Source organism: Microbacterium sp. MM2322, assembly GCF_964186585.1.
Lineage (GTDB): Bacteria > Actinomycetota > Actinomycetes > Actinomycetales > Microbacteriaceae > Microbacterium.
Genome location: NZ_OZ075067.1, coordinates 335,337 through 350,886, shown reverse-complemented (window position 1 = coordinate 350,886; position 15,550 = coordinate 335,337). Strand labels below are relative to the sequence as shown.

Annotated in this window: 17 protein-coding genes and 2 pseudogenes; 8 read left to right on the top strand and 11 right to left on the bottom strand. The window is 69.4% G+C overall.

Annotated elements, in window-relative coordinates; translation table 11 throughout:
* Nucleotides 1-33: 33 nt before the first annotated feature.
* Nucleotides 34-402, top strand: coding sequence for a hypothetical protein (locus tag ABQ271_RS01700; protein ID WP_349309837.1), 369 nt, complete (start codon nucleotides 34-36; stop codon nucleotides 400-402).
* Between the two features lie 604 nt (nucleotides 403-1,006).
* A complete protein-coding gene (locus ABQ271_RS01695; RefSeq protein WP_349309836.1) occupies nucleotides 1,007-1,150 on the top strand; it encodes a hypothetical protein in 144 nt (47 codons plus the stop codon).
* Nucleotides 1,151-1,457: 307 nt separating this feature from the next.
* On the opposite strand, the gene ABQ271_RS01690 is transcribed toward ABQ271_RS01695, so the two are convergent.
* Nucleotides 1,458-1,676 (bottom strand): hypothetical protein, encoded by a 219-nt coding sequence (locus tag ABQ271_RS01690; RefSeq protein WP_349309835.1) that lies wholly within the window; start codon nucleotides 1,674-1,676, stop codon nucleotides 1,458-1,460.
* 311 nt (nucleotides 1,677-1,987) lie between these two features.
* On the opposite strand from ABQ271_RS01690, the gene ABQ271_RS01685 reads away from it, so the two are divergent.
* On the top strand, nucleotides 1,988-2,197 hold the full coding sequence (locus ABQ271_RS01685) for a helix-turn-helix transcriptional regulator (protein WP_349309834.1): 210 nt from the start codon (nucleotides 1,988-1,990) through the stop codon (nucleotides 2,195-2,197).
* 853 nt (nucleotides 2,198-3,050) lie between these two features.
* Here ABQ271_RS01685 and ABQ271_RS01680 read toward each other — a convergent pair.
* Nucleotides 3,051-3,398 (bottom strand): DUF4012 domain-containing protein, encoded by a 348-nt coding sequence (locus ABQ271_RS01680; protein ID WP_349309833.1) that lies wholly within the window; start codon nucleotides 3,396-3,398, stop codon nucleotides 3,051-3,053.
* Nucleotides 3,325-4,230 carry a hypothetical protein gene (locus ABQ271_RS01675; RefSeq protein ID WP_349309832.1) on the bottom strand — a complete coding sequence of 302 codons (906 nt, stop codon included), beginning with the start codon at nucleotides 4,228-4,230 and terminating at the stop codon, nucleotides 3,325-3,327. The genes ABQ271_RS01680 and ABQ271_RS01675 overlap by 74 nt, the downstream gene beginning before the upstream one ends.
* Nucleotides 4,231-5,789: 1,559 nt before the next feature.
* On the opposite strand from ABQ271_RS01675, the gene ABQ271_RS01670 reads away from it, so the two are divergent.
* Entirely contained in the window at nucleotides 5,790-6,590 is an 801-nt protein-coding gene (locus ABQ271_RS01670) for a WecB/TagA/CpsF family glycosyltransferase (RefSeq protein ID WP_349309831.1), read from the top strand.
* A gap of 313 nt (nucleotides 6,591-6,903) precedes the next feature.
* On the opposite strand, the gene ABQ271_RS01665 is transcribed toward ABQ271_RS01670, so the two are convergent.
* On the bottom strand, nucleotides 6,904-7,110 hold the full coding sequence (locus tag ABQ271_RS01665) for a hypothetical protein (protein ID WP_349310935.1): 207 nt from the start codon (nucleotides 7,108-7,110) through the stop codon (nucleotides 6,904-6,906).
* A 112-nt stretch (nucleotides 7,111-7,222) separates the two neighbouring features.
* Nucleotides 7,223-7,327, bottom strand: a pseudogene (locus ABQ271_RS01660) (gfo/Idh/MocA family oxidoreductase); the annotation flags it as partial.
* Between the two features lie 1,046 nt (nucleotides 7,328-8,373).
* Here ABQ271_RS01660 and ABQ271_RS01655 point away from each other — a divergent pair.
* Complete coding sequence (locus ABQ271_RS01655; protein WP_349309830.1) at nucleotides 8,374-8,523, top strand: hypothetical protein; 150 nt, start codon at nucleotides 8,374-8,376, stop codon at nucleotides 8,521-8,523.
* An 86-nt stretch (nucleotides 8,524-8,609) separates the two neighbouring features.
* Here ABQ271_RS01655 and ABQ271_RS01650 read toward each other — a convergent pair whose 3' ends face one another.
* Nucleotides 8,610-9,098: a TraR/DksA family transcriptional regulator gene (locus tag ABQ271_RS01650; protein ID WP_349309829.1), complete on the bottom strand. Its 489-nt coding sequence runs from the start codon at nucleotides 9,096-9,098 to the stop codon at nucleotides 8,610-8,612.
* Between the two features lie 337 nt (nucleotides 9,099-9,435).
* On the opposite strand from ABQ271_RS01650, the gene ABQ271_RS01645 reads away from it, so the two are divergent.
* Together ABQ271_RS01645 and ABQ271_RS01640 are read left to right on the top strand one after the other, a co-directional pair.
* Nucleotides 9,436-9,834 carry a hypothetical protein gene (locus ABQ271_RS01645; protein WP_349309828.1) on the top strand — a complete coding sequence of 133 codons (399 nt, stop codon included), beginning with the start codon at nucleotides 9,436-9,438 and terminating at the stop codon, nucleotides 9,832-9,834.
* Nucleotides 9,810-9,932, top strand: coding sequence for a hypothetical protein (locus tag ABQ271_RS01640; protein WP_349309827.1), 123 nt, complete (start codon nucleotides 9,810-9,812; stop codon nucleotides 9,930-9,932). Before ABQ271_RS01645 ends, ABQ271_RS01640 begins: the two co-directional genes overlap by 25 nt.
* 42 nt (nucleotides 9,933-9,974) lie before the next feature.
* Here the strand turns inward: ABQ271_RS01640 and ABQ271_RS01635 are convergent.
* The 3 genes and pseudogenes from ABQ271_RS01635 to ABQ271_RS01625 form a co-directional block, all read right to left on the bottom strand.
* Nucleotides 9,975-10,519, bottom strand: a pseudogene (locus ABQ271_RS01635) (dihydrofolate reductase family protein).
* 38 nt (nucleotides 10,520-10,557) lie between these two features.
* Nucleotides 10,558-10,893: a hypothetical protein gene (locus tag ABQ271_RS01630; protein WP_349309826.1), complete on the bottom strand. Its 336-nt coding sequence runs from the start codon at nucleotides 10,891-10,893 to the stop codon at nucleotides 10,558-10,560.
* A 62-nt stretch (nucleotides 10,894-10,955) separates the two neighbouring features.
* Complete coding sequence (locus tag ABQ271_RS01625) at nucleotides 10,956-11,246, bottom strand: GNAT family N-acetyltransferase (protein WP_349309825.1); 291 nt, start codon at nucleotides 11,244-11,246, stop codon at nucleotides 10,956-10,958.
* A gap of 291 nt (nucleotides 11,247-11,537) precedes the next feature.
* Between ABQ271_RS01625 and ABQ271_RS01620 the strand changes: the two genes are divergently transcribed.
* Nucleotides 11,538-12,782, top strand: coding sequence for a maltokinase N-terminal cap-like domain-containing protein (locus ABQ271_RS01620; RefSeq protein WP_349309824.1), 1,245 nt, complete (start codon nucleotides 11,538-11,540; stop codon nucleotides 12,780-12,782).
* A gap of 25 nt (nucleotides 12,783-12,807) precedes the next feature.
* Here ABQ271_RS01620 and ABQ271_RS01615 read toward each other — a convergent pair whose 3' ends face one another.
* Nucleotides 12,808-13,083 (bottom strand): DUF3072 domain-containing protein, encoded by a 276-nt coding sequence (locus tag ABQ271_RS01615; protein ID WP_349309823.1) that lies wholly within the window; start codon nucleotides 13,081-13,083, stop codon nucleotides 12,808-12,810.
* A 63-nt stretch (nucleotides 13,084-13,146) separates the two neighbouring features.
* On the bottom strand, nucleotides 13,147-15,435 hold the full coding sequence (gene treS / locus ABQ271_RS01610) for a maltose alpha-D-glucosyltransferase (protein ID WP_349309822.1): 2,289 nt from the start codon (nucleotides 15,433-15,435) through the stop codon (nucleotides 13,147-13,149).
* Nucleotides 15,436-15,550: the final 115 nt, after the last annotated feature.

Genomic DNA, 15,550 nt, shown 5'->3' with positions numbered 1-15,550 from the left:
AAGAGCGCGTGGCTGTCCTCGCCTGCAGGGCCCATGGAACCCCCTCCTCGCCGGCCTCATCCGGCGCATCGAGAGCAGTCACGCCCGCCGCTTGCTCTCGGGCAAGTCGACGCCGACGACATCGCGCGCGCACTGCAACGAGCTGGACGCTCGATCGACCCCGGGTGCGTCGCGGGGATCGTGGAGATCACCGCATCGGTGACGTGGCTGGTGAAAGAGGTCATCGCCGCTCACGGCGAGGGATTCTGTCGCGACCCCTCGCACGAGCGGGCGATCCGAGCCGTGGGCGAGGTGATAGGCCTCCGTCTCGACACACTCGACCCGAACACATCGGCGGCCATCCGCCGGGCTAGCCTCGCCGGAGACGACCTCCCCCGCATCCGTGGCTGCCGGGGCCGATGACCTGGCGACCGGACACGCCGAGGGACTGATGCTGCGCGGCGGACACACAGATCCCCATCGTCGCGCACACCGTTCGACGCACGACGCCGGTCCTCGAGATGATCGACCTGCTCGACAGCACGCCGCGGGTCCCCTCGACGCAGAGGTCGTCTCCGCTCTCGGACGCCATCACGACCCCGCCTCGCCCGCGCACTGCAGACGCACGCAGATGAGGCCGTCTCCTACGACAACGAACGTGCGATGGAGCTGTACGACGCGGCGCTCGCGGCCGGTGGCGACCCGACGACGATCGCGATCCGCAAAGCCCGGCTGGCCTGGGCCCGCGGCGACATCGACGAAGCCGCATCCCTCGTCGACGCCGTCGCCGCAGACGCCCAGGGCGACGAGCGCGACGAGGCGGTTCGCATCCTCGGGTCAGCCTGGAGCGCGCGCGGATTCCTGCGGGCGAGCTCTGCGGCTTACCGCGCACATCACAGCGAAGACATCGTGCTGGCGCCCGGCGCCCGCCGCCATCGCGGCGCTCGGAACGGGCGACGCCACCTCCCTTCGCGATCTTCTCCGCTCGCCCGACATCGACACGGGCGGCCTCCCCACGACGGTCCGCGTGGCCCACACCACCATGCTGCGCGGTCTTGCGTCTTCTCTCGCGTCACCCGTGCGCGGCGCGTTCGACGACCTCATCCGCGCGAGCGAGATGTACGGGACTCCGGCGAGGCCGGTCCTATTCCTCGAGCTGCCCCCGCGGTGATCGCCGCCATCACCGCACTAGACCTGGGCGAGATCGACACGGCGGCCAACGTCGTGAGCGACGCCCTGATGGAGGAGCAAGGCGACCGTGGGCGCGGTCCCGTTCTCCTGCTGTGGTCCGCGTGGATCGCGGTGCACCGGCAGAACCCCGAGGAGGCGGCAGCGCGACTGGCGGACGTAGACGCATCCCCCCTGCCACTGAAGTGGACGCGAGGTGTTGATCCGCGACGCGGTGATGCTCGCCCACGTCCCGACGTTACGGAACGCACGAAGAACTGCAGGCCGTGTGGGAGCGAGTGCGCGACGACCTACGCCACGTAGAACCGGATCTCTACCTCCTGCATCCCCTGCGCGATTTCATCGAGACGTCCGCCCTGTTCGACGATGCCGAGCGGGTGGATCCCGCCATCGACGCGTTGCGGGGCATCCTGCACGGTCTGGGCGACCCTCCCCTCTGGAGGGTTCCGTTGCTGTGGTCGAAGTATCAGCGCGCGCTCACCTCCGGCGATGCCCACGCGCTGCCGCACGCGAGCCGTGCCTTGACCGGCGCGGCCCGTGATTCACGAGTCGCGGCGGTGATGGCCGCCGCGACGGCGGAGTGGTTCCGCGCACGAGTGGACGACAGCGATATCAACCGCGTGGAGCGGGCGGACCACTCACCTCGGATCGTTGGGGTACTCGTGGGAGGGTGCTCACCTGGCCGCCCGCGCTCTCTCGGAGACGCGCTCGAGATCGTCGCGCCAGGCTCAGACTCGCCGCGTTCGCGCGACAGCTCCACCCGAACGTCACGCCTGCGACAGTCGCGGACGGCACATCCCCTCTGGGCGAGGGCGGCGTGTTGAGTGCGCGCAAGAGGGAGGTGGCCGGCCTCGTGCTGAGCGGGATGACCTACGCCGAGATCGGCGAGGCCATCTTCATCTCGCCGCGAACCGCAGAACATCACATCGCACGCATCCGCCGTCGGCTCGGGGCAACATCACGCACCGATCTGATCGCGAAGCTGCAGGCGATCGTGGGACCGGACGAGACGGGAACGCTCGGGCACTGAGCGTCGCAAAGGCACTACACCTGCGGTGATACGTCGTCCTCAGAAGAAGAAAGAGAGCGGACCCCTCTCTGGGCCCGATCAGTGGGGACTGCGGCGAGAGAGGGTCCGCGTAACCATCCGGATGCACCGCAGACGCGCAGAGTTTGGGGACAGTGCGCGTCGACACCGCTTGGGGAACGGCGGGGGAATCCTTGGGGGATGGCGCTCTCATGCTAACGGAAAGGCCTTCCCCACAACAGGGATGACGGCCGATCTTCACATAGCCGCCTCAAATATCCGTCATTACGAGGCTCGGCAGGCGATCGCGCCCGACCGCACGTCGACGGATTCGAGCAGCGGAGTGTGGAGAAGAGACGGCGATCGGTTCCCCGACTCGACGTTCGGGCCGGCGACAAAAACAGAAGGCCACCGAGTGCGATTCGCCTGGCGGCAGGGTCCACACGGTGAGTGACCGAGGGGCGGTCGCCGACTCGAGCATTCGCCGCCGCCACCGGCTGCCCGTCGATCTCGACGCCCCCCACGAACCACCCCGGAGGCGCGGCGCCCGTCACCACGGGAGCGATGTGGCCGGCGGGAATGCCGTAGGCGCCCCCGCCGGTGACACTGATCGGCAAGGTCCGACCCTCGGCTCGCGTGAGAGCGCTGCCGAGATCGACCTCGACCTCTGTTCCTCGCGGAGCTCGTCGAGCCCGGCACACGCCCGACCGGATCCCCAGTCCGACCGAGAGGTACGGGTCGGCTTCCCGCGGTCGCGTCATTGAAGTACGCCGCGAAGGCGTCCGGGCCGGCTGCGTCCTCGCGAGCGAGAGGACCTGCGAACGGGGTCCGCGCCAATACTGACTGCTCGTCGGGATCACGGTTCCACACGGAGATGCGTCCTCGTCGACGGCGCCCGCGAGGGCGGGATCATCGCGACGGGCCGCGCCCGCTCGGTGACCGCGGTGAAGACCGCGGCGGCGGCATCCGCGAACCAGCGCCCCTGCGCATCCTGATCGAGCGTGCGATAGGGCTCGACCAGCAGACGGTCGACGACGTTCTTCTGGTCGAGCGCCCCCGCGCACGTCTCGACGGGTCCGATCACACCGAGGACTGCCGCGAGGACGATGGGGTCCACTGAGACGACGGCGTCAGGCGCCGACATCCCGCTCCGGGTCCACCATGCTGAGGCGAGCTGCGCGGTCACGGTGAAGTCGGCGGTCATCGACGTGTTCTGCACGTACCGCCCGAATGCCGTCGCCGAGGGCGCGGGTCTCCCTCGGCACCGGAACGAGCGGCTCGGCGGCGGACGTGAACTGAGACGAATCGCGTTGAGCCACGAGCAGAGACACGACCGTCGCGGGCGTCGAGCTCGAGGAAGGTTCCCGTGATGCCGCCCCCGGTCCGGAGTTTCGGCGGGGTTCTGGAGCATGACCAGGATGCGGCGGTCCGCCGTTTGCCCCCAGGAACGCGGGCAGGACGCCGGCCAACTGGTCCGCACCCTCGGTGAGGGGCTTCAGTCGGTCGATCGCGTCGACCATCTTGGCGACACCGTCCGACAGTTGCGGGATGAGGGCGGAGCGGTTCGATCCCCGCAAGATCGTCGGCGATGTCGTCGCGCGTGGCCGCCACTGCGCTGCCAGGTCGGGTGCCGCCTCGCGAAGAACGCCGATCGCCGCGGGAGCGTCAGCGTCGGCGAGTTTCCGGGCGGTGGCGAGCAGGCGGCGCAACGTTCTCGCCCACGCGTTCCATCGCCACCGCCGCCCGACGCGCTGCGACAGATTCGCACCGATGCCGGGAACCGCCTCCGCCGCCCCCCACACCGGATCATCCGTCGGGATCGCCGGTCCGATCTCGGCAGAGAGCAGCGACGCGGCCTTCTCCGCACCGGTGATGTCCCCGCAGCGACATCCTTCACCGCAGCTCGGCGTGGACGCGGCCGCTTCGATCGCATGCTGCAGATCGATCGCCGTCCGCCCCACGTGGACCACAGCCGCCGCACTACCGACCAGGAGCACAGCTCCGGCGAACAGGATCAGTCGTCCGCGCGCCCTCACGACTCGACACGCCGACGGCGGCGCGCGACCAGGAGCACACCTGCGACGACGGCCGCAGTGCCACCCACGGCGGCGACCACCGGCATCTGCCCGCCGTCATCGCCAGCCCGCCGGGCGTCTGACTGGACGCGACGCCCGCGGGCGTGGCGCACTCATCGGAGTAGCCCGGATAGGCGAGCGGCACATCGAGACGCTCGTCTCCGACGCGGAGCTGCGCGGTGATGTCATCCGTCGTCCATGCGGCGGCGTCGTCGCGAGGCTGCCCTCGTCGCCAGAGCGAACCCACCCCGGAAGGGCGGTGACGGTTCCCGCACTGTCGACGGTCACGCCCGGCCAGAGGACGGACCCCTCACCGGTCCCGTCGCTCGCGGTCGCGAGCGGAACGACCAGTTGCTTCCCGTCGCCCGAGAAGACGAGTTCCGCCCGAGCGTCTGCCCGGCGCGCTTCGGCCGCAGACCCCCGCCCACCCGGACGATCGAATAATCGATGGTCGGAGCCTGGCCGATGCACAGCGACTGCGCCGTCGACCCGTCGATTCCCGAGCCGGTCGGCCGCTTCGGTACGTACGATCCGTCGGCGGCAACGCCGACGTAGTCCCGCCCCCGCGATGACTGCGACCACGATCGTGGCACGCCGCGTAATCCCCACATGTCAGCCTCCCAAACGGCCGTCGAAGTCGGCGCGATCGGATGAACCCGCGCTCGAACTACGCCGAACGCTACCCGCGATCGCCTCGACCGTCCTCCCGTATTCCGATCAGGATCCCCTAACCAACCCCGCAACGTGCCCCATTTGGGGGACAGGAGATTAGGTTTGTCCCCCTATTGGTGGACATCGTGCGGGCGAGTAACGTTCGGGTATCGCCGCTGTGAAGGCTCTGGGGAGCTGACACGGCACACGGCGGCAGCAGAAGAATTGGGGGCGCGCGGGGGGCCGTATCCATGCTGCCCGGGCTCCGACGTCTTCGTTCCCGGAACCGACCTCGTACGAAGAGCCAAACTCCATGCGTCGAAGGGGACTGTGCGCGCGGCGAGCCACCTGGCGGCTGGGGGAGGAACGAAGGAACGCCGAGGGGTCGGCGCGCCGGGTGGCATCGGGGGGATGGACGCCGGAAGCGGGGGGACCGCGGATCGGATCCGCACACTGGGGGGCAGGTTGGGGCCTGCGACAACATCTGGGGACAGGACGTTCATGGGGAACGAACGAATGACGCGTGCGCATGGTCGTGGTGCGGTTCGGGCGAGGGGAGCCCGCTGATGGCCATGCGTGCAATGGCGCCGACTGCGACCATTTCCGCGCCGTCGTCGGCCGGCCCTCCCACGATCCGCATCGCGGGAACAAAGGTCCATCCTCACCGACGCGCGGGGCGCGTGCGACGCGATCGCGGACACCGTCCACGACCACAGCCGCGCGCCACTGGCCGTCACCTCGGGGTGAACCTCGATCACGTGCATCATGCGGCGAGCGATGTCGTCGGCGCGGGCCGACGGCATCCGGTATCTCAATCTGATCGACGGCGCGCCGACCGCCTCGCAGGTCCGACGGTTGACAGGGGCCGATTGGCCGCGCCTGCGGGCAACGATCTGATCGGCGACATCCTGCGACGCGCGACAGCAACGCTGGCGCGTCGCGGTCGTGGGCGGCTCACCGGCGACGCGAGAGTCCCTCCACCGCAGAGTCGTCGCGCATGGCCGGGTGTCTCGCTGATCGGTCACTGGACGCCGAACCGTGCCGAGGTCGCGTCGTCTGCCGCGTCTGCCGCGATTGCGGAGAAGATCAGTCACACGGATGCGGACCTCGTGATCGTCTTCATGGGGAAACCCCTGCAAGAGGACTGGATCGACGCCTACGGCGAAGCGACGGGCGCGCGCGTCCTGCTCGCGTTCGACGCGGTGGTCGACTTCCTGGCAGGTCGAGTCTCGCGCGCACCACGAGGGTGGCGCGCACGCGATCGTGAAGATGTGGCGGCTCATGCTGGAGCCCCGGTATTGGCGAAGCGGTACCTCGTCGAGGGACCCCCGGCCTATCTGGCCGTCGCCGATCTTCGGGTCATCAAGAAGCATGAACCGTTACCCGCACGCGGCGCGGCCGGACCTCCCCTGTCCCGTCCGTGCCCGCCTGGTGGATCGCGTCCGGCGCCGTCTGCGCGTTCGGCCCCGTCCCACCACGTCGATCTAGCGGGAACGCACCGGCTCGCCGACGGCGTCGGGGCGGCTCACGCCGCGACGCCCGCCGCGGGACGCGACTGCGAAAGCGGATACGGGGCGCCGAATGCGCCCAGGCTGCCCGCAGCGGCATCCAGGATCGACAACACCCGCAGTCCGGAGGTGCCACTCGTGCGGAAGCCCGGTTCTCGCTGATGGCACCAGCGAACTCGGCCACGACTCCGGCGAGCGTCTTGCCGGTCCTCGAGCGGGGAGCTCGAGTGTCGCCGAGGCGGGAGGAGATGTTGGTCGCGCGCCGGTCCTGCGCAGTCGCCCGTGAGATGGACGAGACGTCCACGCCGCGGTCGTAGAGACTGAGCCGCTCCTGCGGGTCCGATCGTCCTATTCAGCGTCTGACGCGTGCCGCCGATGACCATGCGGCTGAGTCCGGGTGGGGCTCAGCCAGTTGACGGTGACATGAGCCATCGCACCGCCGTGAAGCGGCATGGTCAGGTGGCCGATGCAGGACTTAACCCGGTTCAACGGGTCCGACCCGTGCGCAGAACGGATGCCGCCCTGAAGCCGATCCGGCAGGATGAAGGTCCATGATCGACAGGTCGTGGGGAGCGAGGTCCCAGAAGACGTCGACATCGGGCTGGACGAGACCGAAATTGATGCGGACACTGTCCATGAAGAGGATGTCGCCGAGTTCGCCCGCCGCGATCAGTTCGCGCACCTTGAGCACCGCCGGCGTGGATCAGTGCTGTGGTCAGCCATGAGAACGAGGTCGTGTCCATGCGTCGCACCATCTCGCTGCCGTGCTCCTGAGTGTCAGCGAGCGGCTTCTCGACGAGGACATCTTTCCAGCGTCGATCGCGGCCGATCGTGATCGAGTGGTGCGTCCGTGCGGGCCTCGCGATCGCTATCGCATCGATGAGCGGATCGGCCAGCACGGAATCGAGGTCGCCGTCACCGGAGCCCCGCCCACCGCGTCGGCGACGCGCCTCGCACGATCGATGTCGAGGTCGCAGATGGCGGACAGTTCCATTCGCGGCTCGCGCGCAGGCTGCGCGCGAGATTGGGGCCCGATACCCCGCGCGATCACTGCGACGTTCAGTCGTCTCTTCACTGCTTTCCCAGATTCCCCATGTACGTCATGCTCCGAAGAGCACCCCCAGACGCCGCGACGATCGTCGCCCATTTCGTGTCGGGCGGCGTCGGGCGTTCGGGCACCCTTCCGCGCGTGAGGATACGAGACGCGCCACTCGGCACGAGACCGCGCACATCCACGCGTGATTCGGAGCCGAGCCCGGGATCGGATGGGCGCGAAGATTCGCCCTCTGCCCGTCGCGCGTGCGACGACTGTCCCCACTGTCCCATGCTCTTCCCCAGTCGCATGCATCCCGAGCAAGAGATGCGGCCCATGACACGGTTCCGTCGACGATCCCACTCGTCGCCGTTGTGCATCCCTCCCCAGGCAGGACGGCCGGTGTCTTCCTCCGCTATGGAACCAGACCTGGGCGCGGGCAGAACACCACAGCTCATACGGATGCCGGAGCCGAGCTCGGCTCGGGCGTCCGACGAGCCACCGCCCGCGGCCCCAACCGCCGAGGTAGGCGGCGACGTCGGGCTCGCCGCCGAGGGCACCCACCCCGTCGATGCGCTCCGCGACGCGCGGGAACAGGTCGTCGCGCCCGCACCGTTCCTCCAGACGCTGCCCGCAGAGAACGGATGCGGAGAAAGAGGCGTCGCGTCGTCGTCGATGATCGAGAAGAGTCCGAGTCCGTCACGGGCGACGCGCTCGACGATGTCGCGGAGCCCCCCGTCGACGCGGGTCGGGCGCTACGACCTCGATGCGGAACGGGTAGCGGCATCGAGGAGTATGCGTTGTTCTGGTCGCTGTCGTTCGCGCTGACGCCCGAGACGTGGCGGCGGATCGGGCGGTTTCGACGAGGCGTACGAGGGGTACGGCGGCGAGGACACGGACTTCGCCTTCCGCATGCGCGCCCAGGGAGTCCCCGGGTGTGGACCGGCGGCGCCACGGCGTACCCACCAGTACCACCATACCTCGTCGCCGCCGTGGCAGCACCTCGACGACATCCTCCGCAACGGCGCCTCTTCCATGAGCGCTGGGGTGAGTGGCCGATGACCGGGCTGGTTGGATGCCTTCGAGCGCGGCGGCGGCGTGATCCGGTATGCCGACGGGTGGCGCCGTGCTCCGGCGGAGGGTGGCGTCTAGACCTCGCGGCTCACCGCCACGCGGACCAGACGCCCTGCACGCGATCGAATTCCTTTCCCGGGCCGCCCTTGCGTGGGGCGGCGTCCGACGGTGTGCGAACGGCGAAGACGGTGCGGCGGACCCAGCGCCGGACAGAAGCCAGGAAGGTCGGTGACGGGGTCATCGTGGTCGCCCCCCTCACGCCGCTGCGCGGAGCACTCGATGCACGTCGCCGCGTGGGGTACGGCCTCGAGGCGTGCCGGGGCGATCCAGCCACTGCACTGCGAGCAGTGTCCGTAGGTTCCTGCGTCGATGCGGTTGAGCGCGCGGGTGATCTCCTCCACTGCGCGGCGGTTGGCGGCGAGCGTCTGGTAGGCCATCGGGTCGATCGACGGCAGCGCTCGCGGCGTCAGCTCTTCGATGATGGCGAGTCGCTCGGTCAGGCTCTCCTCCAAGAGGGCGCGGAAGGGTCCTGTATCGATAACGACGGGTGAATCGGTGGTCATGTCACTCTCCTTGCAAAAAAGAAACGCGCCGCAGATGCGACGCGTTGGCTTCGAAGATGGGACGACTCACGTGAGTGAGGTCCCCCATCGAATGCCATGGCGCGTCGAGATCCGCTTCGCAGCCCCGGCGGCGAAAGGGTGACGCGGAACTCCCCAACGAGGCTCCGACGAACGCCGCGCCGCCCCCGAGGGGCAGCGCGCAGGGCGCCGAGTCGCTGGTCGATTGCCATGGCCTCACCATAGCCGCGAAAAGAAAAAGGGCAAATCAGAGGAAAAAAAGTAGAGCTTGCCGATTCCTGTAAAGCGGCTATGGTGTGAGGTTCACGAGGGAGGGGCTGTGCACAGTTTCGAGGGGCAGGCGGTTGTGACTGCGGAGGTGGTCGGCGACCGCATCCCTGCGCTCGCATCGCTGCCATCGTGCGATCGCAGCGCCGGAGCCAGGGTGCTGGTCGTCGGCGTGGACGGTCGCGACGTCGCCACCGCTCGCGGCGTGAAGGAGATCCTGCACCAGGCTGAGACGCACGTTGCGCGTCACCATCGCAACCAGCGCCATATCGTCATCGTCGTGCAGGTCGCCCATGACCTCGACGACCACGCGCAGCGCAGTGCGCACCGATGGGCGGGCGGCATCCACACCGCACGGCAGCGAGCACGCGGTGCCGAGGTGTCGGTGGTCGTCCTCCTCATCGACCCGGCAACTCCCCGACCACCGTGCAGCAGCGGATCGACGAGCTGAAGTCCAGGCCCGTCGGGGTGAACTGCGCCGTCGTCCTCACCGGCGAGGAGATCCGCCACGAGCCCATCGCGGTCGTCTCGGCACGCGACTACATCTGAGCGGATGTCGCCGCTACAGCGCGCGGGAGAAATCCGGCTCCTTCACCGCCTCGGCGCGTAGGTCTCGGCGACGATGCCCGAGTCGAAGGCGAGGCGGTCGACGAGCTCCAGGTCGAGCGGTTCCGGCAAGCCGTCGAACAGCCTCGGACCGTGTCCGACAACGCGCGGATGGATGACGAAGGTGTATTCGTCGATCAGCCCCACCCGGCCAGCGTCGTCGCGAGTGCGACCCCGCCGGTGTAGAGCCCCTCCCCCGGCATCGCCTTCAGCCGCTCGACTTCGGTGCGCAGACCGCCCGAGACGAGCTCCGCGTTCCAGTCGACCGAACCGAGCGTCGACGACACCACGTACTTCTTTGCCGCATCGATCGTCCGGGCGAACGGCTGCGTCCACTCCGGCATCGCATCGGATGCCGGGGGTCGCCAGGCATCCTCCATCATGCGGTAGACGGTGCGACCGAGCAGGAGCGCGTCGGCGCGGGCGATCTGCTGCGCGGCGTGCTCGTGAGTCTGCGCGTCGGGGATGCCGGCGCGGTGGTCGACGCATCCGTCGAGCGTGACGTTGATCGAGTAGCGGAGGGGTCGCATAGCGCGACACTACGCCGGGGTCACGGACGCCGACAGTGTCAGAACGACTCCTCGAACCAGGGGTCGTCCTCCTCGTACGGGTACTCGCTCACCGACGCCGGCGGGTGGACCAGACGGTCGTTCCGGCTGAGGAGATCCATGAGCGCAGACTCGTCCTCCAAGCCGTCCGCGTCGCCGGGGTGCGGCACCGTGAAGAGCTGACTGCTGGGACCGATGAGCATCGACGAGATCGCCGGGCCCTCAGGAGTGAGGATGGGGACTGCGACGAGGTCGGCCCCCTCGTGCTCTGCGAGCGTCTTCGCGTACCGCATCACCGCGTCGGCGATCGCGTCGGTCGTGACGACGTATCCGTCGCCGTAATGGAGCTCGAGCATCGATCGATGGTGCATCCCCGCTGGCCCAGACAGATGGGGGTCGCGCACCCGGCATCCGTCTCTTACACTTCGGCTTCTGCGGGGCGCGCCATCGGGACGTGCGGGATCCGGTCTTCGATGTACGACGGTCCTGCGGAGACGAAGCCGAAGCGGCCGTACCAGTCGGCGAGGTGCTCCTGCGCATCGAGGACGAACGGTCGCGACGCGTCCCGCGCGGCGGCGTCGTGGATCGCCCGCCGCATGAGGTCCGCGCCGACACCCCGGCCTCGGGCTGCCGCGCTCGTGACGACCCGACCGATCCGCCATTCCTCGCCCTCGTCGAAGCAGGCGCAACGTCCCGAGGACCTCGCCATCCTCCTCCGCCCACGCGATCAACGCGCCGGGCTCGATGTCGCGCCCGTCGAGCTCGGGGTACGCGGCCTCCTGCTCGACGACGAACACGCTCACGCGCAGCCACAGGATGCGGTAGAGGGTCGTCGCCGGGATCTCAGCGAGCGGGGACAGATGGATGCCGATGGTCACCGGTCCACGCTACGCGGCCTCAGGACGGCGACCGATGCGGGAAGGACACGATCGCCCTACCTTCCCGGGGAATCGTCGTCCACCCCTTCCTAGATCCGGTGTCGGCGGGTCATGGTGATCGTGTGCGATTCGACGAGGACCTCAGCGCCTGGGTGGCGCAGCAACGCTGGTATGCGGGCAAGAGTCACGATCCACGGTTCCGCGTGCTCGATGCGCGACCGGCACCCGGTGGCGCGACCACCTACCTGCTAATGGACGACGCCGGTGCTCTGCCGACGCTGTACAACGTGCCCCTCACCGAGGTGAGCGAGCCGCCTGCCGAGGAGGTCGTCACCACGACCGACGACGGGCGTTCCCTCACGGATGCGACCCGGCATCCCGCCTTCACCATCGGACTCCTCGCGGAGATGGGTGTCGATACGAGCCGAGTGACGGGTTCGCGGGTGCTCACCGGCGAGCAGTCGAACACGTCCATCGTCTACGACGTCGACGGGTCGCCCGCGATCATCCTCAAGCTGTTCCGCACGCTGCACCACGGCGAGAACCCCGACGTCACGGTGCAGCGCGTGCTGAGCGACGCCGGCTCGCCCTACGTGCCCCAGTTCTACGGCAGCGCGGATGCCGAGTGGCCCGATGTCGGCCGCGAATCGGGCACGGCGCGGGGCACGCTCGGCTTCGCGCAGGAGTTCCTCCCCGGCGTCCGCGACGGATGGGCGATCGCGCTCGACGCGGCGCGCGAGGGACGCGACTTCACCGACGCCGCCCGCGATCTCGGCGTCGCCGTCGCGGGCGTCCACGGCGCGCTCAGCGACGCCCTCGAATCGGTGGATGCCTCCCCCGACCAGCTCGCCGCCGTCGGCCGGGCCTGGCGTCGCCGCCTGGCGATCGCATCCGCCGAGGTTCCCGCCGTCGCCGACCGCCTCGCCGCCATCGACGCCGTGTACGCCGAGGCGCTCGAACGTCCATGGCCCCGGATGCAGCGGATCCACGGCGACCTGCACCTCGGACAGGTCCTCGCGGTGCCCCACGGCGGGTGGCGCATCGTGGACTTCGAGGGCGAGCCGCTCCGACCGATGGCGGAGCGTGCGATCCCCGACCTTCCGCCGCGCGACGTGGCCGGCATGCTGCGGTCGTTCGACTACGCGGGCGCGGTCGGCGCGGGACCGGATGCCGCGGCCTGGGCAGCATCCTGCCGCGAGGCCTTCCTGTCGGCATACGCAACAGCCCCCGGGGCGATCGAGCTCGACCCGGCACTCCTCCGCGCCCTCGTGCTCGACAAGGCCGTCTACGAATCCATCTACGAAGCGCGCAACCGCCCCGACTGGCTGCCCGTGCCGCTCGCCGGCATCGACGCCGCGCTCGCCTGATCGGGCGAACGCAGCGTCGGCGCGGTCAGCTGGTCGCGCCGCGCCCGGTCGCCTGCTGCAGGCGGTCGATGTGCTCGGAGGCTTCGGCCTTCGTCAAGGTGGCGGGGATCTCCTCCCCCGCTTCGCGAGCCAGGGTGTCGAGGTAGCTGCGCTGCGCGCCGGTCATCGGCTCGTCGCCGGTGACCCATTCCTCGGGGTCTTTCACCGCGGTGTCGCCGCTCGGTCCGCCGAGCATCTCTGGCGCATCAGCGTCGGTGGGGTCGACGGAGTCGTTCTCGGGGAAGCTGCTCTGATCGGTCATGAGGCGACGGTACGCACCTCCCCCGACATCGCGAGGGGGGCTTGCGCCCGGCATCCGATCGGGTCAGTCCTCGTCGACCTGCGGCTGCAGGACGAGGAACCGCGCACCGTACCCGGGGAGCGACACCGAGAAGCTCTGCAGGTCGTCGACGCGGCCGATGACCTCGTCGCTCGCGGCATCGAGCACGTCGCTCTGCGGCGTGAGGTGCTCGGACCGCACCGTGCCCTCGATCGCCTCGGACGAGAAGTTGAGCACCGTCACCTGCACGGGGGCGTCCGCCTCCGCCACCCCGTCGTCGAGACGGTGGACGAGCACGAGCATGCCGGCGTGGGCGACCTCGGGGATGTCGACGGCCGTCGCCGTCGCGATGCCCGACTGGCGACGCAGGTCGAGAATGGCCGACAGCCGCGACGCGAACGAATCGGGGTCGTCGAGCTGTGCCGGGAGCGGCCCGTAGAGCGCACGACCGCGCGGCATGCCCGACGTCGAGCGCGTCGCACCGGGATCGGCGTCGAGCAGGTCGTGCGCGCCGCGCTCGATCCAGCGGGTGTCGCCGACGCGGATGAGGTCGGCGACCTCGTCGCCCGGAAGAGTCAGCATGCCGACGAGGTCCCAGCCCGACAGGGCGAAGACGCCCGGCTGCCAGGCGTTGTAGGCGCAGAGCAGCAGGTGAGCGTCGCGGATGGCGGGGATCTCGTCCTCGGTGATCTCATCGAGGGTCGGGATGCCGCGCGTCGCCGCGATGAGCGACGTCGCCGTGCAGGCGATGCCGTTCTGCGTGAAGACGCGGTTGTAATCACCGGCATCCACCAGCTTCTCGGTCAACTCCGCACGGACGATCTCGGCGAGCTCGCCGCCCGTGATCGTGTCGCCGCGGAAGCCGTACTCCTCGTCGGCGTGCCGCGTCGCCCAGTGGACGAGCTCGTAGGTGAGCTCGTCGTGGTTCTGCATGCCGTGGACGAGCTGCACCGGCGCGACGCCGAGCGCGAGCGACGACGTGAGCGCGAGGCGCAGGAACTCCGTCTGCCCCGTCGCCAAAGCGTGGTGGTACCCCGGGCGTCCGATGAAGTCGTACGACAGGTCGGCGCCGACGGCGCCCGTGTCGCGGATGTCCTCCATCGTGAGGTTCAGCTCCTGGAACGTGAACCCGCCGACCTTGCGGACCATGCCCGCGATGATGTGGTTCGCGGCGTGCGAGAGCGGATGCCCCTCCGACCACGCCGGCAGACCCTCGGCGCTCTTCTCGACGCCGAGGAATCCGTTGGCGTCGAGGCGCAGCGCGCTCGTGCCGAGCTCGCCGAGCGAGTGCAGCGCGTCGCCGATGACGAGGCGCATACCGGCGAAGGTCGGGTCCAGCCAGTTGATGGAGGGCTGACCCTGCTTGAAGTAATGCAGGTAGACCCAGCGGCGCGTGATCCCGTCGGGACCGATCGCGGGAGCCGTCGCCGACCAGTTCGTCTCCTTCACGCCCGGCGTGTAGAAGATGACGCGCTGCAGGGCGCCGATGATGTAGCCGTGCTCGGCGAGCGTGTGCTCGGTGGCCGGGTCGAGGTTGACGCTGTCGTACCCCTCGGGGACGTCCGGCAGCAGGTGCCAGTCCTCGGGCGGGATCGCGACCATGTGGTAGATCCCGGGGTAGTCCTTGAAGCCCATCTCAGCGAGGCGGAAGTCGGCGCCCTTGCCGGTGTGGCCGGGCACGATGTCGTCGATGATGCTGCCGCCATGCGATTCGGCGACGTCGCAGAGCGCGCGGAACTCGTCCTCCGTGCCGAAGGCGGGATCGATGGCGGTGCTGATGCGGTCGAAGTGACCGTCGACGCTGGGGGTCTCGCCCCAGCCTTCGATGCCGCCGGCGCGCTTGACCGGACCGGTGTGGACCGCAGTGATGCCGATCCGCTCGAACACCGACCACAGCTCGTCGTCGCCGAGGGCGGAGAGGAACGACTGCCCCGGCCGCGTGATCAGCGAGATGGGGTACGCGGTGAACCACACGTCACTCGTCGCGATCGCGCGGCGGGCGTCGGGGCGGGCGTAGGCGTTCCGCCACATCGTCGGCTGTCCCGACAGCTGGCGCGCCAGCACATCGGCATCCTTCAGCATCGACTGCCGGACCAACCACTCGACGTACGACGGGTTCGTGCCGTTCGCCGTGCGCGGGTCGGTACGGATGCGGCGCACGCTGCTGCCGCGCAGGTTGTCCTTCGGGCGGAGCCGACGGGGCCGCGCGGGATAGCGCTGCTCGTCGTAGCTGATCTCGGGCATCTCGAGGTCCCCGTCCTCGGCGGCAGCGAGCGCCGCGAGGTCGATGGGTCCGGTGTAGAGATCTTCGGGTCGATCGTCGTCACGCGCCATGGAGTCCACGCTACGAAGTCGGAGCGGTCGGCAGGAAGGGGTGGTGCCGAGATTCTCGAAGCGTTATGGGATGCCGCATGGCCCCAGTGAGCATCGACCCGACGCGATGTGCGAC

What these genes read in the sequence shown, in the direction of transcription:
- ABQ271_RS01700 (WP_349309837.1), top strand. Translation starts at nt 34, where the DNA reads ATGGAACCCCCTCCTCGCCGGCCTCATCCGGCGCATCGAGAGCAGTCA.
- ABQ271_RS01615 (WP_349309823.1), bottom strand. Translation starts at nt 13,083, where the DNA reads ATGACCGATCAGAGCAGCTTCCCCGAGAACGACTCCGTCGACCCCACC.
- ABQ271_RS01680 (WP_349309833.1), bottom strand. Translation starts at nt 3,398, where the DNA reads ATGACCGCCGACTTCACCGTGACCGCGCAGCTCGCCTCAGCATGGTGG.
- ABQ271_RS01630 (WP_349309826.1), bottom strand. Translation starts at nt 10,893, where the DNA reads ATGCTCGAGCTCCATTACGGCGACGGATACGTCGTCACGACCGACGCG.
- ABQ271_RS01650 (WP_349309829.1), bottom strand. Translation starts at nt 9,098, where the DNA reads ATGACCACCGATTCACCCGTCGTTATCGATACAGGACCCTTCCGCGCC.
- ABQ271_RS01655 (WP_349309830.1), top strand. Translation starts at nt 8,374, where the DNA reads ATGCGCGCCCAGGGAGTCCCCGGGTGTGGACCGGCGGCGCCACGGCGT.
- treS (WP_349309822.1), bottom strand. Translation starts at nt 15,435, where the DNA reads ATGGCGCGTGACGACGATCGACCCGAAGATCTCTACACCGGACCCATC.
- ABQ271_RS01625 (WP_349309825.1), bottom strand. Translation starts at nt 11,246, where the DNA reads ATGGCGAGGTCCTCGGGACGTTGCGCCTGCTTCGACGAGGGCGAGGAA.